20 protein-coding genes, 1 tRNA gene and 1 pseudogene are annotated in these 20,826 nt (G+C 36.7%); 4 read left to right on the plus strand and 18 right to left on the minus strand.

Annotated features, from left to right (window positions below):
- Positions 1-2 precede the first annotated feature (2 nt).
- The 3 genes from dnaX to galE form a co-directional block, all read right to left on the minus strand.
- Entirely contained in the window at positions 3-1,763 is a 1,761-nt protein-coding gene (gene dnaX / locus IGJ41_RS11510) for a DNA polymerase III subunit gamma/tau (protein ID WP_002356340.1), read from the minus strand.
- 71 nt (positions 1,764-1,834) lie between these two features.
- The gene (locus IGJ41_RS11515; protein ID WP_173963686.1) at positions 1,835-3,085 is read right to left on the minus strand and encodes a UDP-glucose--hexose-1-phosphate uridylyltransferase; all 1,251 of its coding nucleotides are present in this window, start codon (positions 3,083-3,085) and stop codon (positions 1,835-1,837) included.
- Positions 3,066-4,058 (minus strand): UDP-glucose 4-epimerase GalE, encoded by a 993-nt coding sequence (galE, locus tag IGJ41_RS11520; protein WP_002378649.1) that lies wholly within the window; start codon positions 4,056-4,058, stop codon positions 3,066-3,068. The genes IGJ41_RS11515 and galE overlap by 20 nt, the downstream gene beginning before the upstream one ends.
- A 267-nt stretch (positions 4,059-4,325) precedes the next feature.
- Here galE and IGJ41_RS11525 point away from each other — a divergent pair, with 267 nt between their 5' ends.
- Positions 4,326-4,493: a DUF3042 family protein gene (locus tag IGJ41_RS11525; protein ID WP_002356337.1), complete on the plus strand. Its 168-nt coding sequence runs from the start codon at positions 4,326-4,328 to the stop codon at positions 4,491-4,493.
- A gap of 162 nt (positions 4,494-4,655) precedes the next feature.
- Here IGJ41_RS11525 and IGJ41_RS11530 read toward each other — a convergent pair whose 3' ends face one another.
- The 8 genes from IGJ41_RS11530 to IGJ41_RS11565 all read right to left on the minus strand — a co-directional run bounded on the left by IGJ41_RS11530 (position 4,656) and on the right by IGJ41_RS11565 (position 10,723).
- The gene (locus IGJ41_RS11530) at positions 4,656-6,494 is read right to left on the minus strand and encodes an FAD/NAD(P)-binding protein (RefSeq protein WP_438714475.1); all 1,839 of its coding nucleotides are present in this window, start codon (positions 6,492-6,494) and stop codon (positions 4,656-4,658) included.
- Between the two features lie 13 nt (positions 6,495-6,507).
- Complete coding sequence (locus tag IGJ41_RS11535) at positions 6,508-6,858, minus strand: DUF488 domain-containing protein (protein ID WP_002365077.1); 351 nt, start codon at positions 6,856-6,858, stop codon at positions 6,508-6,510.
- 121 nt (positions 6,859-6,979) lie between these two features.
- Positions 6,980-7,378, minus strand: a complete 399-nt coding sequence (locus tag IGJ41_RS11540) for a rhodanese-like domain-containing protein (protein WP_002356334.1) — start codon at positions 7,376-7,378, stop codon at positions 6,980-6,982.
- Positions 7,379-7,393: 15 nt separating this feature from the next.
- Positions 7,394-8,365: an ROK family glucokinase gene (locus tag IGJ41_RS11545; protein WP_002356333.1), complete on the minus strand. Its 972-nt coding sequence runs from the start codon at positions 8,363-8,365 to the stop codon at positions 7,394-7,396.
- Complete coding sequence (locus tag IGJ41_RS11550; RefSeq protein ID WP_002356332.1) at positions 8,366-8,584, minus strand: YqgQ family protein; 219 nt, start codon at positions 8,582-8,584, stop codon at positions 8,366-8,368. It lies immediately after the preceding gene.
- Positions 8,585-8,601: 17 nt separating this feature from the next.
- A complete protein-coding gene (locus IGJ41_RS11555; RefSeq protein WP_002362481.1) occupies positions 8,602-9,312 on the minus strand; it encodes a rhomboid family intramembrane serine protease in 711 nt (236 codons plus the stop codon).
- Between the two features lie 10 nt (positions 9,313-9,322).
- Positions 9,323-9,865, minus strand: coding sequence for a 5-formyltetrahydrofolate cyclo-ligase (locus IGJ41_RS11560; RefSeq protein ID WP_002397476.1), 543 nt, complete (start codon positions 9,863-9,865; stop codon positions 9,323-9,325).
- Between the two features lie 87 nt (positions 9,866-9,952).
- Complete coding sequence (locus tag IGJ41_RS11565) at positions 9,953-10,723, minus strand: alpha/beta fold hydrolase (protein ID WP_173961600.1); 771 nt, start codon at positions 10,721-10,723, stop codon at positions 9,953-9,955.
- 166 nt (positions 10,724-10,889) lie between these two features.
- Here IGJ41_RS11565 and IGJ41_RS11570 point away from each other — a divergent pair, with 166 nt between their 5' ends.
- From IGJ41_RS11570 to IGJ41_RS11580, 3 genes and pseudogenes are all read left to right on the plus strand, one after another.
- Positions 10,890-11,465 carry a DUF805 domain-containing protein gene (locus tag IGJ41_RS11570; RefSeq protein ID WP_002356327.1) on the plus strand — a complete coding sequence of 192 codons (576 nt, stop codon included), beginning with the start codon at positions 10,890-10,892 and terminating at the stop codon, positions 11,463-11,465.
- Positions 11,466-11,555: 90 nt separating this feature from the next.
- Entirely contained in the window at positions 11,556-13,109 is a 1,554-nt protein-coding gene (locus IGJ41_RS11575; protein WP_173961601.1) for a hypothetical protein, read from the plus strand.
- 252 nt (positions 13,110-13,361) lie between these two features.
- A pseudogene (locus IGJ41_RS11580) lies at positions 13,362-13,542 on the plus strand (glucosyltransferase domain-containing protein); the annotation flags it as partial.
- Between the two features lie 581 nt (positions 13,543-14,123).
- Here IGJ41_RS11580 and IGJ41_RS11585 read toward each other — a convergent pair.
- The 7 genes from IGJ41_RS11585 to IGJ41_RS11615 form a co-directional block, all read right to left on the minus strand.
- Positions 14,124-15,251, minus strand: a complete 1,128-nt coding sequence (locus tag IGJ41_RS11585) for a lysozyme (RefSeq protein WP_002381389.1) — start codon at positions 15,249-15,251, stop codon at positions 14,124-14,126.
- A 92-nt stretch (positions 15,252-15,343) separates the two neighbouring features.
- Positions 15,344-15,724 (minus strand): hypothetical protein, encoded by a 381-nt coding sequence (locus tag IGJ41_RS11590; protein ID WP_002362349.1) that lies wholly within the window; start codon positions 15,722-15,724, stop codon positions 15,344-15,346.
- Positions 15,725-16,429: 705 nt separating this feature from the next.
- A complete protein-coding gene (locus IGJ41_RS11595; RefSeq protein WP_438714479.1) occupies positions 16,430-17,494 on the minus strand; it encodes an FUSC family protein in 1,065 nt (354 codons plus the stop codon).
- A gap of 255 nt (positions 17,495-17,749) precedes the next feature.
- Entirely contained in the window at positions 17,750-18,001 is a 252-nt protein-coding gene (locus tag IGJ41_RS11600; protein ID WP_002393583.1) for a hypothetical protein, read from the minus strand.
- 89 nt (positions 18,002-18,090) lie between these two features.
- Positions 18,091-18,180, minus strand: a tRNA-Ser gene (locus tag IGJ41_RS11605).
- 95 nt (positions 18,181-18,275) lie between these two features.
- Positions 18,276-18,425: a 50S ribosomal protein L33 gene (rpmG, locus tag IGJ41_RS11610; protein ID WP_002356321.1), complete on the minus strand. Its 150-nt coding sequence runs from the start codon at positions 18,423-18,425 to the stop codon at positions 18,276-18,278.
- Positions 18,426-18,550: 125 nt separating this feature from the next.
- On the minus strand, positions 18,551-20,686 hold the full coding sequence (locus tag IGJ41_RS11615; protein ID WP_002359399.1) for a peptidoglycan D,D-transpeptidase FtsI family protein: 2,136 nt from the start codon (positions 20,684-20,686) through the stop codon (positions 18,551-18,553).
- Between the last annotated feature and the right edge of the window lie 140 nt (positions 20,687-20,826).

Genomic DNA, 20,826 nt, shown 5'->3' on the forward strand with positions numbered 1-20,826 from the left:
TATTAATCATCTAGTACTTCGACAAGCTCTTCACCAAACATAGCGATTGCTTCATCTACTACTGGATTTTCTTGTGAATGTTCATTTGTTACAGGCGGTTCGTCCGCTAGACGAGCCATTTCATTTTCAGGTTCAGAATGATTCAAACTGCCCTGATTTTGGTTAATAAAACTTTGTCTTAGTTTTGGCCAGCTTTCTCTAGTAATGCAGACCATTTCTGGTGTATAGTCCATCAAACGGCTTAAATTATTATTGAAAGCTAACTGCATCTCTTCATCGTCTGTTGCACGAGCACAAACAATCTCATAGTCAAATGCCACCACGATGCCCTTAGGACTCGCTGCGACAGGTTCACTAGCTTTGAGCATCGCTCGTTGAGTCACAGATAATGTTTGCAGTAAGTCTTCCCAGACATTTTTCACATTCATTAAATGTGTTCTAGTCGCTTCGTTTAAGACTTGATATACCCGTTCTGTGGGTACACGGAACGAACTTTTTGGCGCTTGTGGTCGTGCTTGTTGACGTGGCGCATCTGCTTCTTTGGCAGCTACACCGTGTTTCTTTAATTCAGCCAGTTCTTTCTTCAGTTGCCCGATTTGATTTTGTAAATCTGCTAATTCTGGATTTCCCTCTGCACTACCATCTTGATTAGCTGTTTCTGGCGTGTTGTGTTTATTGGGTTGCACCGTTTTAGCTAATTTGACAGTGGCTACTTCCAGATAGATATTCGCATTGTTGGTAAAGCGGATCTCATTTTGTGTGTCACTTAAAATTTGGATTAGTTGGTAGATTTTTTCAGCAGGCGTTTGTGTAGCTAGTTCCTTAAATGCTTCTGTCAAAGTTCCTGCTTTTTCTGCTAATAACTTCGGTGCTTGCTGATACATCAGCAAATCTCGACAATATAATAACAAATCTTCTAAGAAACGGCGCGCTTCTTTGCCTTCGCCTAAAATACTTTCCAAGCCTTCTAATGCTCGTTCAACATCACCGGCGACACAACACTGAATATAATGATCCATCATTTCATAGGTTAGGCTGCCTGTCACTTGCATTGCATCTTCCAGTGTTACTTTTTCATCACTAAAGGAAATCGTTTGATCCAAGATACTCAAGGCATCTCGCATCCCACCTTCCGCAGCACGCCCAATCACATAAAGGGCTTGTTCCTCATAATCGAGAGCCATTTCCTGCATGATATGGGCCATATGATCGACGATATCTTGCGTACTAATTCGCTTAAAATCAAAGCGTTGCGTCCGTGAGATAATCGTTAACGGAATCTTGTGTGGTTCAGTCGTTGCTAAGATAAAAATAACATTTTGTGGCGGTTCTTCCAAGGTTTTTAAAAGTGCATTGAACGCGCCTGTTGATAGCATATGAACTTCATCAATAATATAAACTTTGTACTCGGCTTGTGTCGGTGCATACTTTGCTTTATCACGAATATCACGGATTTCTTCCACGCCATTATTACTCGCCGCATCAATTTCAATGACATCATTTAAACGACCTTCCGTAATGGCTACACAGGTTTCACAAACATTACAAGGTTCACCATCTTGACTATGTTTACAGTTAATCGCTTTAGCGAAAATTTTTGCGGCACTGGTTTTACCTGTACCACGAGGGCCAGTAAATAAATAGGCATGAGATGTTTTCTTTTGCACTATCGCATTTTTCAGTGTCTGAGTAATTGCTTTTTGTCCTACTACGTCATCGAAACGTTGTGAACGCCAGACCCGATAAAGTGCTTGATAAGCCATTTTTTACCCTCCCTTATTTTTCATTCTTATCTATTATACGTGATTTTTAGTCATTCGGCATCTTTTTTCTTTTAATGAGTCACTGGCGCAACCATTGCTAAAAAAGCCGCTTTTCCTTCACTTGTTTCTGCAAACGCACTGGCTTCTTTTAATCGCTGTTGATACGCTGAAGCGACCGTTTCAAGTGCCTGCGTTTTCTGGTTGTTCCAAGTCGTTAAACCTTGGACTTCTGCTAACGTTAACGAAGGCTTTGCTTGAGGTCGACTAAAAATTAAGTCCATGACATATAAAAGTTCTTTTCGTCGGGCAACGATTTGTATCTCATCCGTTGGCAGTTTTAGCATTTGCCACTGCTCAAAAATAGCATTTGCGGCTTGGGCAACTTCTGACGCATTCGGTCCCTCTAGACGAAATGTCGCAACTGGCCAATTCACCATTCCTGCGTTGATTAAAGGATAGTTAGCTAACTCAACATATTCTGAAATGCTCGCTTCGGCTAATGGAAATTGTTTCAGCCCCGTTTGATAATAGACATGCTCATTTTGTTCAAAGTCAGCATCAATCCCAGCAAAATAATGAGGAAAGACCTCAACAATTTTCAACAATTGCTGAAAAGTCTTAACTGAACGTTTCGCTGCCTGATGTTTTTCAAACGCAATCACACCTTGTTGCTGATATTGTGCCTGTTTTACAAAGGAAAACCCCCAGCTTTCGCCATCTAAGTTCATTCGAATCACTCGATGGTTCGTAGTCGCAGGAAATTGCTGACTTCCCTGGTAGCCTTCTGTTGCCATGCACCATTCACAGCGGGGATAGTTTTGTGCAGAGAGCGTTGCTTTTGGCGCCTCACTGTGGACCTTATTTGCTAAAAAATCACCATAGACTGTTGAAAAAACAACAGGTTTTTCCTGTTCAATGACCGTACCGTTTTTTTGACAAAGTTGGTAAAAATACTCGGTAGCCTCTTGTGGCTCTTTAGCATAATGTTGTGCAAAAAAAGCATTAACCACAGAAGGTGGCGGTGTTAACAAATCCATCAATTGCACCATGAACTGTTCTTTTTGTTGCTCTGTTTTTACAAGTTGGTTGGCACTCGCAATTTGACACAATTGTTCCGCCAAATCAGCGGCGGGTGTTGCCACAGGCCGTATGTCTACTTCGCCTAATTCTTGTTCACCAATCATTGATAATAAACGGTTCTGAAGATATAAGCGGTCCAATTCCATCCAACCACCTGCTTGAATAGCAAGTGTGGTAAAATCGGCAATCATTTGACTCGTGGTCATCGATTCATTCCTCCTATTACTTTTCTTGATATCCATGTGGATGAGCTTGATGCCATTGCCAAGCGGTAGCGATAATGTCCTTGACCTCAGTTACTTCTGGTTGCCAGCCTAAAACTCGTTTGGCTTTTTCACTAGAAGCAATTAACGTACTAGGATCCCCTGCTCGGCGTGGCGCGATTGTCGCAGGGATTTCTTGACCTGTCACTTCGCGTGCAGCATCTAACATTTCTTTAACAGAATAGCCGTTGTTGCTACCCAGGTTAAAGACGTCACTTTCGCCGCCATTTTTCAAGTATTCTAAAGCCAAAATATGTGCTGCAATCAAGTCTTCAATGTAAACATAATCTCGAATGCACGTGCCATCTGGTGTATCATAATCATCCCCAAAAATGCTTAGCTCTGCTCGTTGGCCCAATGCCACTTGTAAAATAATTGGCACAATATGCGTTTCTGGCGTGTGATCCTCACCAATTGAGGCATCTTTTTTTGCTCCTGCAACATTAAAATAACGCAAAGCAACATATTTCATTCCATAAGCGTTGTCGCACCATTTCATGATTTTTTCCATCATTAATTTACTTTCCCCATACGGGTTTTTAGGATTCGTTGGGGTTTCTTCTGTAATAGGCATTGCTTTTGGTTCTCCATAAGTGGCCGCTGTGGAAGAAAAAACAATGTGTTTCACTCCGAATTCTTGCATGACTTCCAAGGCAATTTGAGTGCCATGAACATTGTTATTGAAATACATTAACGGTTGCTCCACGGATTCTCCTACTAAAGAATTGGCCGCAAAGTGCAACACCCCTTCAATTGATTCCTTTTCAAAGACACTACGTAAAAAAGCTTTATCACGAATATCGCCTTCATAGAAAGTCGCTTGTTCATGAACTGCTGAACGATGCCCCGTTAATAAATTATCAACAACCACAACGGCATATCCTTTTGAAATTAATTGATCGACGGCATGTGAGCCGATGTAGCCTGCGCCACCTAATACTAAAATAGACATAAATACGCTCCTTTTTCTCTCTAATTTCTTTTTCTATTGTACCATTAAATAAGGTTTACTTCTGAATTATTTCATTTTGTAAACAGGATTTAATTTGGCCATTTCTCCTTATTCATTTTTCCTATCAAAATACAGAAAAGACTTGGTAAATTTTAACAAATCTCTAAATTAGTCGTAGAGTTTATGAAAAATCATTGTAACTATTGGATTTTTTTGCTTTTTTCCGTCATAATAGAAACAAATACAATTTGAAAGAAGGAATGAACGATGAAAAAATTTGTATCAGGTATGTTAGTCGGTACTGCTATCACAGTTGCTGCTTTAGCCGGTGTGGCTACAACTATTAAAAAAACAGTCATTGATCCAATTGAAGAAAAAGAAGATATGATTGAAGAAAACCGTAAAAAAGCGATGCGTAAACGTATTGCACGTTAAAAAATAGCTGTGACGTTGAGATAAAAAATCTAACGCCAAGAAATCAACAGAAGCGCTTCTGGCTCTGTTGATTCTCTTAAGCATAACAAGTGGTCATCCATCAAAGCGATGGATGACCACTTGTTATGCTTTCTTTTTTACCAAAGGAGCTGACTATTTTTCTTAACTATTAAAAATAGTAGCAGCAATCCGATCCATATCGCGCATATTCCAAGGATCCACACCAGGACGAGCTGCAGCGGCTGTTAACCAATGAATACCTTCTGTTGGAATACCACAACTAAAAAGGCCTGTCGCCACCTGTCCATCTTTTGTGATGACTTGATTCGTGGCAGGCACAATCAAGAGTGCACCTGTTTTGACTATTTGACCATCGGCTAATGCCAGTTGATGGAGCGTAGCTAGCTTATCGGCTAACAACTGCCTCGTTAAAGGATTCAAACTTTTTTCATTATTAACTTTGGGAATGCGTGCTTCAATTAAAAAGTGACTATTATACCGATTTTCCGGAAACAAATTAGCATAAGTAATAAATTGACCCGCTTTCATTTCGACACGCATTTCTGGCCCCAGAATCGTGACCAATCCCAGTTCAACTAACGCCTGTAGCTCTTCTGTTCTTTCAACAGAAGGTCCCACTGACAAAAAGGTATTCAACGGGGTAAACCAATGCCACAACCACTTTTGACTCTCGTCATTCGTTAATAATCCTTCATCCAAAACAAAGCGAATCTGATCTCTTAAATCTTTTAAACTGTCTAAAGCAGTGGTCAAAGGACCGCTAAGATTGCCTTTCTCTGCTTCTTGAATATCCCATTTTAAATACTCTAGTAAAAACGAACGAAAACTTTCATGAGTGGTTTTCTTTGTTTCAGGATGTTCTAACGCTTGCCAATCAAACCAATCTTGTTTTTCAAAGTGGTCTAAGCTTTCCGACGCTCCCTTGGTTTGAATAAACAGCTGTTGAAAGGCCTCTTTAGAAAGATGCGGATATTTTTCTTCGATTAAGCAAGTGTAATACACATATTCCACTTCTTTTTTTAAATACCAAAAAAACTCTGCACCTGTAACCTGTCCTTTTTTACGACATTCAGCTAAATACGTTTCGGTTAAAAAAACAGGCTGATAGGTTTCCCCGTAACCTTTTTGATTAATCCCTCGAGGATGAGAAGGAAAACCGCGACCAGAACCAGCAATAATAATAGGCTCTCTTCCAGAAGGTTCATAACGTAAGCGGCCATTTTGACGAGAAAAAACACCCCCGCGGCCAATCGTCAAGGCAGATAAATAGTCAAAAAATGCCAAACCTAAGCCTTTTAACACAACGGGTTGTTTTGCGGGTATATTGGCAAGTGCCAATAAAGCATCCGCCGCATTTTTAGGAGAAGAATAAAACAAACGATGCTCCTTGGCGTAGTCCGCAAGCTCTTGTTCAACAGTCGTTAATTCATTTTCTTGGTGACCCAAAGCTAAAATTACTTTGTCTGCCGTAAACTCAATGGATTGGGTATACACATAATAGTTATCCTCTCCTGCTCGCACAGCAGTTACTGGCTCTTTAAAAAACGTCAGCGATGTTTGTTCGTTACACCGCGTGGCTAAATACGTATAAAACCATTTTTGGTACATGCCATAAAAAGCCCTCGAGCAGTGATCATTCGGTCCAAGGCGATGACATTCTTTCAACAACTTAAGATAATTATAGGGTTGTTGCTGTTGAATGTACTGCGCAGCTTCTGTTTGGGTCCATTCATAGAGAGTGGGGCCCTTGACAATTGGTCCTTCGCCACTAAAAGATTCATCTGTAAATAAAGTGACTTGACTAATCACGGTGTTCATTAATAAATAATTAGGTTGCTCTGCTCGCCAAATTTTCCCACCTGGACCGTATGGATCAAACAATGTGAGCTGAACATTTATTTCCGTTTTACGAGCCCATTCAATGACTCGTTCTGCAGCTGATAAGCCTCTGGGTCCAGCACCTACAATTGCAATTTTCATCCAATCACCTACTCTATTTTTCTAATAATTCTTTTAAGACAACCGCTTGATTATGCACTGTATCTTTCGCCCCATAGACCAGCGTGACTACTGGCTGATTTTTTACAATCGTCTGTAACTGCTTAAATGCTGTGGCAGTTGGCTCGTGTTTCAATTCTTCTTGGTATTTTTGTTTAAACTCGGGATATTTATTTACTTCATGATTAAACCATTTCCGTAACTCTGTACTTGGGGCCACTTCTTTGAGCCATTCATCTAACTTTTCAGATTCCTTGGATTTTCCTCGTGGCCAAATACGGTCAACTAAAACACGGTAGCCATCTTGCTCTGTCGGTGCTTCATATGCTCGCTTGATTTGAATCATCTGCCTTCACCTCTTCTCTTTATTGTAGCTCAAAAAGTGAGGACTGACAAAAAGCAACATCTCTATTAAGCTTTCCTATACAAAAAGAGTTGGTCTCAATGAAGACCAACTCTTTTTGTTATTAACTATTTCTCTTTTTCACTTTCCCAGTCCAGCCATCATAGCCGCCTTTTAAAATATAAATATCAGTATAGCCATTTTTGCGTAATAAATTAGCTGCTCGGATACTTAAAGCTTTCTTCTGATCATAAAGATAAACAGGTTGATCCTTACGAAGAGAACCAATTGTTGTTTTTAACATGCTGTATGGCATGCTGCGCGCCCCTAAAATATGCCCAGCATCAAATGTATCTTTCTCACGAACGTCAATCACTTGTGCTTTACGCATTGTTTCTTTAAATTCTTCTTCCGTCAGCATTTTTGCTGAACGTTTCACCATAATTTTCAAATATAATTCATTGAATACCATCGCTAGTACAATAACTAGCAAAATGCCATTGATTACCCATAAAATACTCATTCTAAAAAGCCCTCTCTATTTCTCTTTTGAAAATTGTAATGCTAGTGAAGCGGCACCAATGACGCCGGCCTCATTACCTAGCTCTGCTAATTTGATTTTTGTACTATTTCGAACTTGTGGGAAAGTAAATTCTTGGAAATATTTTTCGACACGACTACGTAAAAATTCTCCTGCTGCAGAAACACCTCCACCGATAACCACGCTATCTGGATTTAACGTGTTACCTAAGTTTCCTGTGGCTAAGCCTAAATAGAAGCAAACACGATCCACAACCATTAAAGCAAAATGATCGCCTTTTTCGGCAAATTCAAAAACGTCTTTACTTGAAACATCCTGTCCATCATCAATCGCTTGTTTCAGTTCAGAGTCACCTGCAAACTCTTCTGATAAATGACGTGCAACACGAACGACACCAGTGGCACTAGAAACGGTTTCTAAACAGCCACGTTTCCCACAGGTACAGTCAAAGCCGTTAGGATCAACCGTCACATGCCCAACTTCACCAGCACAGCCAGCAACACCGTGGAGCAATTCTCCTGCTGCAACAATGCCTCCGCCGACACCTGTTCCTAAAGTAATAAAAATCACGTCGGGATTGTTTTCCCCCGCGCCTTTCCAACGCTCACCTAAAGCGGCAACATTGGCATCATTATCTAAGGCAAACGGAATTCCTAAAGCAGATTCGATTTGTTCTTTGACAGGCTGTACAGTCGTCCAGTTTAAATTATAGGCACCTACAACAGTTCCTTTTTCAATGTCGACACTTCCTGGTGTTCCCATACCAATTCCCACAAAATCTTCTTTTTTCATATTATAAAGATCTATACGGTGACGAATACTTTCAATAATTGATGGCACAATGTGCTTGCCATCTTCTAAAATATTCGTTTCAATACTCCATTTTTGTTGAACAACGCCATCGGTTGTTAAAATAGCAAATTTGATGGTCGTTCCACCTAAATCAATCCCAATAATCTTCTTATCCATTTAGTCGATTCCTTTCTGCTTCCCTCTAGATTCTTCTATTCGATGCTCTCTTTGCAAAATATGCCGGGCCTGTAAATACGTATCTCGGTCTACCAATTGACCTTCATACAATTTTTTTAATTCAATCATCATTAACTCAATATCATAAATCCGTGCACCGACATAAATATACATCCCAAACTGTTTAAAAAGTTGTTGTACATCATATAACGTTTCCATACGAAAACACTTCCTTATTATACAGGTAAACCGTATTTTTTAAAACCCAATAACAGACAAATTACGACAAGAAAAATAAAAATTAACGTGGCCATAATTCGCTCGTGCTTATTAAATGCTTCTTCACGATTTGGAACAGCAAAAGCCGTCGCTACTAATAGTCCACCAATTAGACCGCCAACATGACCCATCATATCTACAGAGCTACTAAACAAGTTAAATAACAAATTAATCACAATAAACATTGAATAGCGTTGCACCATATACATAATCGCTGGATTGTCTCTAAAATGGCGTCCTAAAATAACAAATGCGCCAAACAAACCAAAAAGCGCTGTACTAGCACCCGCTGAGACACTGTTGGGTGTCCCAAAGGCAAAACTGGCGATATTTCCAGCAATCCCACTCAATAAATAAATTCCCAAATAGCGCCAATGTCCATAAATTGCCTCAACCTGTGCGCCGATATAATAAAGAGTAACCATATTCAAAATAATATGCATAAACCCAATGTGAAGAAACATTGGCGTGATAAACCGCCAGTATTCATGATTTTGAGCTACCAGTGGACGAACCATTGCCCCCCAATTAACTAAGTTTAAAATATTTTCTGATCCTCCAGTTAATTCCAATCCAAGGAAAACAATGATTGAAATACCTAAAAGGGCATACGTAATGAACGGCTGATTTTTTAGCCGTTTCAATTTCATTTCTGTTTGATAATTCATTCCATTCCTCCTATTGTATAAATAATTGTTCGATTGGCTGATCAAACGCTTCTGGTTGCCATTGTTCATGGAGTTGTTCACTAAAAACTAAACTACATGAATGGCCCAAAAAATGTTCCAAATAACGATCATAAAAACCACCGCCGAAGCCTATTCGATAGCCAGCACGATTGAAAACAATCCCTGGCACAATCAATAAATCAATCGCTGTAGCTGTTATTTCTGCCGCTGTTAACGGAGGTTCTTCCACGCCAAATGCACTGGTGTCATAAACCGTCTCTGGAAAGACTTGATAAAAGTGCATTTTGCCTCCTTTAAATGTTCGTGGCACCGCCACTTGCTTGCCCTCTTGCATGGCCCGTTCGAAAATTGGCTGTGTTGATAATTCTAGCGGTAACGACCGAATCATTCCGATTGTTTGTGCTTGTTGCCATTGCTGACTAGCAAACAACTGTTCATAGAGACTTGATTCTTTATGTTGTTTAATTTCTGGATGTTGTTTTAGCCATTCCAGGGCAGTTAAGCCCACTTTTCTCAACTTGTTTTTCTCCATGTACACCTTCAACCCCTTTTCTGTTAAGTTTATAGAAAGTGTTCTTAAAAAACAAGCTGATTCCCCTTTTCTCTTTGAAAAATCCCGTTATTTTTCTAACGTTTTTGACGCTTCTTTAAAAAAGTCAACAACCAAATCCATTGTTTCTCCTTTCACTAAATGCCGCTCACCGATTTCCGTTATAAATTGCGTATTTCTCGCATACGTTTTCCCAGACACTAATTGTTCAAAATCAGCCATGTCTTCATAGGGAATTTTTTCATCTTCCGTTCCATGCCAAAACAGCATCGGTCGTTCTTGCAGTCTTTCTGGCGTTTGTGATAAATCGTATTGATACACCCAACTTAGCAACAGTGGCAAGTCTTTAGGCACAAAAATAGCAAATTCTTTCGCCCGTTGAATCACTCGCTGAATATAGCGCGCCGGATAGGGTGTTCCCATTAAGCAAGCAGCAGCTTCAATCTCAGGATGTTGGGTCATAAGAGCGCTGGTAGTAATACCGCCCATGGATACACCACCTACGCCAATCCAATTTTCTTTAATCAACCCTAATTTATGAAAATGATGGATAATTACTGGAAATTCAATCAAATTATATTGAATGCTACTCCAAAATGTAATCGAAGGAATCGTGGAAATAGGTCCTGTTTTTCTTTCTCCATGGTTCATGGCATCTGGTAAAATGACCCGAAACCCCTCGTGTGCTAATTTTCTTGCTTGTGTTAAAGATAATTCTTTAGCTGATTGCCAACCATGATAGTAAACAATTAAAGGTAATGCTTCGTTTTTTTGCTCTTCTGTTGTCACTTCTAATGCTGGAATTTTTGCTATGTAGCGATGTCTAATACTGATTTTCATTCATGATTCCTCCATTATAAAATATCTTCTCTTATTTTACCGTTTTTTGATAAAACCTGCTCTTTATATGATTTATCAAAAAAAATCACAAAATATGCGAATTCGCATTTTCCTATTTTATTACTTTCCGTTATAATCATTTTATTAAATACAAAGGGGTGTTTTTATGGTTAAAATTGAGGAAAAAGGCAAAGTAACATTTGGACAAGCTTTTAAAGATTATTTTCGTGGATATGTTGATTTTAAAGGTCGGACCACACGTGCTGGTTATTGGTGGATGACATTGGTATTAAGCATTTTAGCACTTATTTTTTATATTGCCATTGTCGGCAAAGCCGTGTCAGCAATTTTAGCAGCTGAATATTTTGAAACCTATGATTTTGGAAACTTATTACCGTTGATGCTTTTTGCACTTGTTTTATGGTTAGCTTTATTATTACCAACGTGGGCAATGTGTGTACGTCGGTATCGCGATGCTGGGATGACAGGTTGGGGCGTGCTTGTTTTATATCTACTTTCTATTGCCTGTAGCTATACACAAGTTTTCTCTGTTATGTCAACACTGAAATATGATGTTCAAACAGATACTGTGATAACAGGTGGCAGTCCCGTCTTCTTATTTTTCACTCTTGTGATTAGTCTGTTTTTCTTCTTACTAACAGTCTTACCGACAGATAAACTAACAACAACTAGCCAAAATAGCGTCTTACGCTTCTTCTTCCGTTACAAAGAAGTGAAGTAAGGAAAAGTTTTAAGCCTTTCTTTTAAAAGAAGGGCTTTTTTCTTATTTTAAAATCTTTATGATAAAATAAGAACTAGTCTAGCTAAAAAAATGGAAGGAGAAAATATGACTACTTTTAAACGGATTCTGAATCTAGAAAATTATATTTTTACTTTTTTTATTTTATTTGTCTTTTACGGCGCAATTAACTCTCCCTATTCGCTGGTAAAAATTCTTTGGGAAAAGCCTAAGCACTTGCTTGTTTTACTTCTTCTATTAATTATTCTATTGTTGATTATTTATAAAAACAAAAAATTTCTTTACACTAAGATTCAAGCGCTCTGGCACTTAATAAAAACCCATGATCGTGTGGTTATTATTGGTAGTTTGATCAGTTTATTTTTACTGCAACTTTTACTCCTGAGGCAGATTACTGTGCCGATTGGTTGGGATGTTTTTGACAACTTTCATAGTATTACCACTGAAAATAAGGATTATTCAAAAATCGTACTTTCTTTAAACCCCAATAACGAATTTTTCTTTTTCATGATGTATTACCTTAATAAATTTTTGCGTTTCATTGATGTAACAGGGAGCTGGAGCAATACTTGGTTTAGTTGGCAAGTGGTTAATTGCTTGTTTATTAATAGCAGTTTACTTCTCTTTTATCATGCCTCTAAACGTGTCTTTAATCCATTAACGGCATTCGTTGCTTACAGTTTATTTTTTCTTTCTTTCGGATTGTCTCCATGGTTACTCACGCCTTATACAGATACGGCCGTCTTATTATTCATCAACCTAATCTTTTTTGCATATAGCCTTTTTGACCAAGTTTCCCATCCCTTCGTAAAATATTGTTTATTACTGTTTATTGGAATTGGCTTAGCTTGGTGTTTCTTAATGAAACCTTCGTCTATTATCTTTTTTATTGCATTTAGTTGTATAAAAGTGCTGCAACTTCTTTTAGTAAATCGGAACAAACAGTCTATCGTAAAATTAACCGTGGTTGCTCTCTTTTTACTGACTGGTTTCGCCAGCGCATATTATAGTTTTCAATTTTTTGTGGAAAAACAAACGATTACGGAAATCGATAAAGAACAAGCCAAACCTTGGACACTTTTTGTAATGATGGGTTTGACGGGAACTGGCGGTTACAATGATGCAGATACACAAGCAGTAAATCAGTTGCCTACACAAGAAGCCAAAAAAGCTTATACCATAAAAATGATTCAAGACCGTTTAAAAAATAAAGGATTCTTCGGTTATCTCCGTTTTCTGGCTCAAAAAAATCGTCATAATACTGCCAATGGTGATTTTGACTGGGGTTGGGATGGCGGTGATTTAATCCCAGAAACACCTTCTAAAAATCGTTGGCAAGAACACTTGCGGTCACTGTATTATCCGCAAAATCCCAAAAGTAACTATCTACGAATTTATATGCATTTTTTCTATTTACTCACATTACTAGGTTTATTGTTCAGTATCCCTCTAAAAGATTCAAAAAATAACTACGCGATTTTAAAATTAGCTTTCATTGGAGCTATTCTGTATTTATTGCTCTTTGAAGGCGGCCGCTCTCGCTATCTAATCCAGTTTATGCCGTTTTGGTACTTGTTATCAGCGAGTGGTTGGCTGGGGTTGAGAGATAGGCTGGATAAAAATTAAGTAAAGATAAGTTATTTATATATTTCAAACTACTTAAATGATATTTTTCAATCAAAAAATATTCATTTTGTACAGTGAATTAGTATTTTTCATTTATTAATAGTATAACTTTTCGAGATATAGTAACTATATGATTTTAGTCTAGTCATTCATTTATTTAAAAAAGGGCTTTAATCATTATTCCAAACGTTTTTCCAACCAGTCAATTATTTAGTGAACAATTTTACTTCGTTCTAAAAAATTTTCTAATCATTTGGATTTTTGTTACTGATATTTACGTTTACTATGTACCAATCATTTTTTTGTATTTGCGTGCACCTTAATTTTATTCAAGATTTTAATGGCATTGTATTTTGCTCAGTTAAATAATCTTAAAATTTCTTTTACAGACTATGCATTCAAAATTGACCATTTTATTCTATTCCTATATTCTTTTGTTTTCGAAACTACTATAATATAGCAGTTCTATTATCATCAGAAAATTCAGCTACCGTTTCACACTATTCAGCTTCTCTTTCAAATGAATTTTCTTCAGATATATATTCTTCACTTCTCCTAGCGAAATTATAAATCTGAATTGTATTATGTCCTAGAAATCGACTTCATTTCCGCCAATCAGGGCAACGTCTTTTTTTATTTTAGATATTAGTCTAGTAAACTCCTTTAACCTTTAGTAATTAATATGTTCAAGTTTATTTACATCACACTTACCTACTTTCATACCTACGAAAAAAAATGAGTCAAACTATGCTTGTCAACTTAAATACGATAGTTCATCCATTCTTTTTCCTCAAAAAAAAGAGCCCCCATATCCGAGCATAACTGTGCTTTCGGAAATGGAGGCATTGCCGTCTATTAATTACAATATACTATTTAGAGAATACATCGACCATAAAAAAAATTGAATAATAAGCCAGCGCGCACAAGATATTGTGCTTAAAAAAACTTAAATTACAACTTAAGTAAATTTGTTGAATAGAACTTAAATAACTTTATCAAAATTGTTTTACTCAATTATTTAGAATTTTTGTAAGATGGGAAAATGTTAATTAATTTTTCGTATTCAGCAGTATTAATATCATCATTAATTGGTTTAATTTTACCTTGTGATTCCATCAATCTTAATTTTTGATAAACAATGTTATAGTCTCCCGTATTTCCACCTACGATAAATCGACCATTATATAGATAGCCTTTTGTTCCCTTATATAGTCCTTCTACAACTGTTAATTTAATCATTTCGTCTTCCTCCTCTGTATTTAGTATTGAACTAGAATCTTCATTACTCACTGGTGTATTAAATAAGTTAATTTCTTCTTGACGACGTCGCCGCAATCCTTCCTCATATTCAGTTCCTTTATTAATATAATTTGCAAATGATTCAGTGATATAGCTATTAGAAACATCTCTATCCCAATTCCAATTTGCAAATACTCCCGTACCATTGTTATAAGTAAAACTTACCATTGCGTCAAATTGATTTTGATTAAAAGAACGGATAAAGTAGCTATTTACTGCACTTTCATAAACTTTTATATCTTTCCAAAACTGACTATCCGCTTGCGCTTGTGACCATCTAGTTACTCCTGGGATTAAACTTGTTTGCCCTTTTGGTTCAGCGTGCCCCCAACCAATAGTAATCATACCATCGCCAAGATCATAGGCTGTAAGTCGACAACCTTCAAATTTTTTAATTAGCGCTTCTCCATTTGATCCTAAGGTCGTAGCTTTTTCTTCATCAACCGGATTACTACCTGTTGAAATCCATTGATCTAAATTTAAAATGTCTGTAATAGGATCTTCACCAACATTTTTCTTTACGGGTCTGCCAGCCCAATTTGCTTGCCAACTATCAGAACCAATTTTTACCCAAACGTGTCCGTATCCGCTACCGCCATAGCGATTAACTGCTATATTTAGTGTTCCTAAGCCTGTTTTCGCAATACCTTGAGGAACATACGTAGACGGAATATCTTTTGCATGTCCTCTTGCAGCATATGGATTAGGCGCTCCGAGAAATTCTAGTAAATTCTTAATTAAACTTACGCATTGGCCATCAAGAGAACGGTCTGACTTATCAATAGTTATTGTTCCAATAAGACTATCTAGATAACTCCGTACTTCTCCAATTGTTTTTACCACTTATATTTACCTCCTTAAATCATTATTCCGTGCGTCCACGGCGAACATATGTTCATAAACCTAGTATAGTTGAATTGACCTGTTTCGTTTTGTCAAATTTCGTACCAACCCAGTCGATAAGCAATTTCATGGATAAATTCTGTATCTCGTCGAGCAATTGTAGACTCGCTCAAAAACGTCTCACAAGCAACAAATTCATTCTTTTTATATGGATAACCATTTTTATATTTCACTAAAAAGATATCCTGTACATCCCTTGTAGAATCAGCTAAGATATCTTCTACCGTTTGTAAAAATAATTTATGAAATGCAATTTGACTGATAGTTATTTTTTCAGTTGGTTGCTCTACAGGGTATTCTAAAAAAGGATTACGATTCATTAACATAACATCCTCGTACTCTTGTAATTTTTTTTCAATATGTTGATAATCCCATAATAATTGTCGAATATGTTTTTTTATTCCAGCTTTCATTGTACCTCTCCTCTAACCACTTAATATTTTATTTGTAGAACTTTTACAGATAATAGAAATAGTATGTTCATCCTCCATGTATTCCTTTTATCCATCTACTCTTATTTTTGATCACATTCATTTTCAAAATCTAACTTATTCGTTTGTACCTCTCCTATTTTTCCCATTTATCAATAACTGTCCACCTCCTAGATTATTTTATATACAAAAATAGACCACTCCTTAAGCGATCTATAATGACAAAACTTATTCTTTTTCTTAGATTTAAGCGATTCTGTTTTTCCACTTAAATATACTTAACTTGATTTAAAAATATTGAACATTCTATTTTTGAAAACTTAGCTATATAAACAAGCATCTATAGTGTTGATAATTCATTTTCAGCGATTCTTTATACTACTAATTTATCATGTTGACTATACTAAAATTTCCCAATAAATTCCCAATATGAAGTTACTTCTACTTATCTTCCAAAAATACAATTTTACTACGTAACTTGTGTTCACTGAATTCATTTGTTTATATCCTACTTTATACTCACCTATACTATCCTTACCTATACTATCCTGTATAGCCATTTGGTAGCCAAATTAGTAACCAGCTTCTGCCATTTTTAAACTCTTATTTACCAAAAATATAGTCAATGATTCTATTTAAAAATAAAAGGAGCCTAACATTCTTTCAAGAAAGAATGTTAGGCTCCTTTTATTCAGACAATTTCAGCCACTCTTTGCGATTGCAATAGGACATAGTTTTTACAAAGACAAAATGATAAAGCAAACCGTAAGCTAGCCCCAACATATTTAACAAAATTCTTAAGTAAAAACTTGTTTCTAGCCCAAATATCATAGAAGCTGCCATGATAGCACCAACACAATTGAAAATCGTTTTACTTTTATAAGATGTGCATAAGCCTAAACAAAGTCCACCTAAAATACCAAGTAGGTTCGTTGGTAAATAAAATAACAAGATAGCCGATACTAGAGAACCAATAACGACCCCTACTATTCGTTCTTTGGCTCGTTCAGACAATTTAAACGTATCATACCCAGAAAATAATGACGAACTAGCAAATGTCGCCCACATAAAGCGGTCAATCTGAAGGTGCGTTCCTATAAAAAGTAATAAGCTAATGCCTAAAGCATAATAACCAAACCAAATATTTCTTTGATTAAAAAAACCATTTTCTGTAACCATCTGTATAAAAGTAATCTCTTGATCCAATTTTTTATGTTTCACATGATAAACAAAAGCTAAAAGTAGATAAGCAAACACTAATACAAAGAAAGTTTGTTCTAATTGCTGAAACGATTGATAGTGAACCGTGCCAACTAAATATAAGTAGGAGAACGTATACAAGCCCGGATTACCCATTTTAGGGTTTTTACCAGTTAAGAAAAACAATGCCAGCAAGCAGATAAAATGAAGGCCCAATTGTAAAAATGATACAGAAATCAGTGAAATTAGTGGACTAACACCTAGAATTGTTAACACGATTCCTAAACTAAGCAAGGCCTGTTTTTCCCTGTAGCCATATGAGACGAAACGGATACTCAACAGCAAACAAAATAATACAATTGAAAAAGGCGCTACAGCTTTTCCAAAGAAAAAAGTAATCGTCGACACCCATAAAATCGCAAACGAAACTAATAAAATATCCCTTATTAACAAGGCGCGCCAAAAATATCTCCGCTGTTTTTTAGTGTCCGCTTGATGAATTTTTTGTTTTAAAATAAATGGATCTAACTGCAATAATTGATAAAAAGTCACCTAAAATCATCTCCTAAAAATCGACTCTTCTCAATTCATTATTCCAACTTTTCCTTCTATGAAATCATAAGAAAAGTAGTTGTGACGAACATTTTACTACAACTTTTTTTCTGAATCAATACATGCTTTATTTCTTAATTCAATACCTCTCCCGATACGATTTGCTTACTTCATAAAAAATAAGCCTAGAAAAAATCAAAACGATTAATTCTAGACTCAAACTTAAATAACTGTTGAACAAAAGCTAGCGCTTTTTTACATAAACTTTTCCAACAGATCCATTTCTTTTTCTAATTCTTTTTCATCATACTTGTCATACTTACCAGCTTCGTGTGCAATTTTTTTAATCTCATGAATGGCTTTTTTTTCAACAATCCATCTCTTCATACTATGTTTTTTTGTATCCTCATCTAGCGAGCCCAACTCTTCTAAACTTGCATCCAATTTGTTCAAAACGTCAGCAATTTTTACTAATGCTTGCGCTTCTTTTTCTTCATAGTTTGACATAATAGACACCTCTTCTTAAGTATTTTTCTACTTTAAGTGTACGTCTCTGTCGTTTTATTTGCAACTAATAACTCAACTGCTTCTCGGTACGGAGGATAAGGGATTCGAACCCTTGCACGATGTTACTCGCCTAACGGTTTTCGAGACCGTCCCCTTCAGCCAAACTTGGGTAATCCTCCCTCTACATTCCATCTACAAATGAACATGTAATGAATCAATAGATAAAAAGCCTAGACCCTTACACAACAAGGATTCTAGGCTCTATCTAACTAAATTATTTAGTTTCACGGTGTAAAGTAACTTTTCTTTCACGTGGGCAATATTTTTGTTTTTCTAAACGATCAGGATTGTTACGTTTATTTTTATTTGTTAAGTAGTTACGTTCTTTACAAGAAGTACACTCTAAAGTGATGTTTACGCGCATGTTTTCCCCTCCTACTAATAATTGATCTTTCCAAGAGATTTCTTAGACTTGAATATCATACCATTTTTTTTGTCATTTGACTACCCTTTTGGGCAAATTTGTAAAGTAGTTCTACTTTACAAATTTTATTTTTTGTACATTTCCATATACGCTTCTAAAACTTCTTTGGCAATCGTTTGATTTGGTTTGGAAGATTCATCATTTAAGTGTGGTAAAACAACGCTAATTGCAATTTCAGGATTTTCGTACGGCGCATAAGCCACCAAGTTACTATTAACCGTTGTATGGTTTACTCCATTAGCATCTGTTGCTTGCGTTTCGGCGGTCCCTGTTTTAGCAGCAATCGAAAACTTGTCTGATTTTAAACCACGTGCAGTTGTAAAAGGACTAGTTCCATTTACCACATTATAGAAACCTTGTTGAAGAATTCCTATCTGGTCTTCAGAAATATTCACCTTATTCAAAACTTTTGGTTCAATTTCTTTTAAAATTTTTCCTAAAGCTCCATTTTCATCATTGCCATAGATTCCTTCTACCACATGGGGTTGCACGCGGATACCATTATTTGCGACAGTGGAAACGTACTGTGCTAATTGTAACGCGCTATAGGTATCATATTGTCCAAAAGATAGGTCAAGAAGATTACCGCCTTGTGGCGCAGAAGACGAATCCTTAAAGTCCTTGTTTTGAATTCCTGTTGTTTCTCCTGGTATATCAATTCCAGTTTTCGTTCCCATACCATATTCTGCAAAAGCTTTTCTTAATTCTTTAAAGACAGTGTCATCTCCTACTTCATAAGGGAAAATCATATTGGGATAATAATTCACACCCATCATTTTAAAGACTAATTTCATCATATAGGCATTCGAAGAATATTCTAACGCTTGCTCCGCAGTTAATTGCATGGTTGTTCCGCCAGAAGCATTCCACCAAGAAGCTTTTGGATTACTACCTGCTAGTAAAATAGCTTCATCTGTTAAAACGTCATTGCCTTTAATGACGCCTGTTTCATAACCAGCTGTTAAAGTACCTGCTTTCACAACTGATCCAGGAACTTCAGAATTCAAAATAGGTGCTAAAGGATTAGGTGTGACTTCCCCAGTTGCTAAATCATGATGAAATCCGGACATCGCTAAAATAGCACCTGTTTGAGGGTTCATAGCAACGACATATGCATTTTCTGAGTATGGTCCAATGGTTTTGACTATTTGTGAATAGTTTCGTTGTAAAATTTCATCAACTTTGTTTTGGAAATTTGAATCAATCGTTAATTTTAAGTTGGAACCTTTTTCCCCTTTGGAAATTGGGGTTTGTGAAACAATCTTTCCGTTATTGTCTAAAACGACTTCTGATTTTGCTTTTTTACCTTGTAGAACGTCTTCATATTGTTTTTCTAAATAGCTAGTCCCAACACGGTCATTTCGTGCATAGCCTTTTTTCAAATATTCATCGACTTCTTCGGCTGGCAATCCTTGTTTTTCAGTTGAAACGGTGCCCAACAGGCTACGTAATGCACCACTTTGAGAATAATCACGCGTCCAATCAGTCCCTGTTGAAACACCAGATATTTCCGCTGTGTGTTCACCAATTGTCGCAATTTCACCTTCTGTTACCCCTTCATTCTTGATGAAGACCGTGTTCATTTGTGACGCGGCATTCATTCGTTTAAAAATCGTCACTGCTTGTAAGGTTCGGTCATCAAACGCAATTTCTTCAGGGGTGACTTTTTCAACGGCTTTGGCATATAATGTGCCTTCGTCCGTAATTTTGTTGCCTTTTTCATCTTCTTTATCTTGATCGGTTAAACGGGCTTGGGCTGCTTTTAAATTTTCAGGATTCGCTAACCAATAATCTTTTTTATCACGGTCCGTTAAGTTTGGATCAACTGGAACGTTAATAAGTTCGTTGACTTTATTCGCAATCGGTAAAATATCTTTTCCTTCAATATTTTTTCCTCGTGTGTAAGTGATTGCTAAATTGGCTTTGTTAGAAACCAAGACTTTTCCTTGTGAATCATAAATTTGTCCTCGAGGGGATGGTGTCGTGATTTGTAGTGAAGAATTGGCAGTGATTTTTTTGTTAAACTCTTCTCCTTCTACAATCTGTAAATACCCTAAACGGACAATTAATGAAACAAATAAAGTGAATATCACAAAAAATAATAAGTTCAATCGAAAAGGAATATGTGGCTTTCTACCTCGTTGACTCTTTGCTGCGGCATCTGTTTTTTTTATTTTATCTATAAATGAGTTTTTCTTCATACCTCTAGTCCCTTCACTAAAAAGTTTCGCATTCTCATTGTAACAAAAATTAGTCAAAAAATCAGGATTATTCCTAGCTCTAAGGAAATATTTAATTATTTTGTTGTTGAAAAAAGTCAAAAGGACTTCTGAATTCAGAA

Origin of the sequence: Enterococcus sp. DIV1537a (assembly GCF_051712085.1) — a bacterium.
Taxonomy (GTDB): domain Bacteria; phylum Bacillota; class Bacilli; order Lactobacillales; family Enterococcaceae; genus Enterococcus; species Enterococcus faecalis.

Coding starts and splice junctions, on each gene's coding strand:
- dnaX (WP_002356340.1), bottom strand. CDS start 1,763: ATGGCTTATCAAGCACTTTATCGGGTCTGGCGTTCACAACGTTTCGAT.
- IGJ41_RS11515 (WP_173963686.1), bottom strand. CDS start 3,085: ATGGATATCAAGAAAAGTAATAGGAGGAATGAATCGATGACCACGAGT.
- galE (WP_002378649.1), bottom strand. CDS start 4,058: ATGTCTATTTTAGTATTAGGTGGCGCAGGCTACATCGGCTCACATGCC.
- IGJ41_RS11525 (WP_002356337.1), top strand. CDS start 4,326: ATGAAAAAATTTGTATCAGGTATGTTAGTCGGTACTGCTATCACAGTT.
- IGJ41_RS11530 (WP_438714475.1), bottom strand. CDS start 6,494: ATGAAAATTGCAATTGTAGGTGCTGGACCCAGAGGCTTATCAGCTGCA.
- IGJ41_RS11535 (WP_002365077.1), bottom strand. CDS start 6,858: ATGATTCAAATCAAGCGAGCATATGAAGCACCGACAGAGCAAGATGGC.
- IGJ41_RS11540 (WP_002356334.1), bottom strand. CDS start 7,378: ATGAGTATTTTATGGGTAATCAATGGCATTTTGCTAGTTATTGTACTA.
- IGJ41_RS11545 (WP_002356333.1), bottom strand. CDS start 8,365: ATGGATAAGAAGATTATTGGGATTGATTTAGGTGGAACGACCATCAAA.
- IGJ41_RS11550 (WP_002356332.1), bottom strand. CDS start 8,584: ATGGAAACGTTATATGATGTACAACAACTTTTTAAACAGTTTGGGATG.
- IGJ41_RS11555 (WP_002362481.1), bottom strand. CDS start 9,312: ATGAATTATCAAACAGAAATGAAATTGAAACGGCTAAAAAATCAGCCG.
- IGJ41_RS11560 (WP_002397476.1), bottom strand. CDS start 9,865: ATGGAGAAAAACAAGTTGAGAAAAGTGGGCTTAACTGCCCTGGAATGG.
- IGJ41_RS11565 (WP_173961600.1), bottom strand. CDS start 10,723: ATGAAAATCAGTATTAGACATCGCTACATAGCAAAAATTCCAGCATTA.
- IGJ41_RS11570 (WP_002356327.1), top strand. CDS start 10,890: ATGGTTAAAATTGAGGAAAAAGGCAAAGTAACATTTGGACAAGCTTTT.
- IGJ41_RS11575 (WP_173961601.1), top strand. CDS start 11,556: ATGGAAGGAGAAAATATGACTACTTTTAAACGGATTCTGAATCTAGAA.
- IGJ41_RS11590 (WP_002362349.1), bottom strand. CDS start 15,724: ATGAAAGCTGGAATAAAAAAACATATTCGACAATTATTATGGGATTAT.
- IGJ41_RS11600 (WP_002393583.1), bottom strand. CDS start 18,001: ATGTCAAACTATGAAGAAAAAGAAGCGCAAGCATTAGTAAAAATTGCT.
- rpmG (WP_002356321.1), bottom strand. CDS start 18,425: ATGCGCGTAAACATCACTTTAGAGTGTACTTCTTGTAAAGAACGTAAC.
- IGJ41_RS11615 (WP_002359399.1), bottom strand. CDS start 20,686: ATGAAGAAAAACTCATTTATAGATAAAATAAAAAAAACAGATGCCGCA.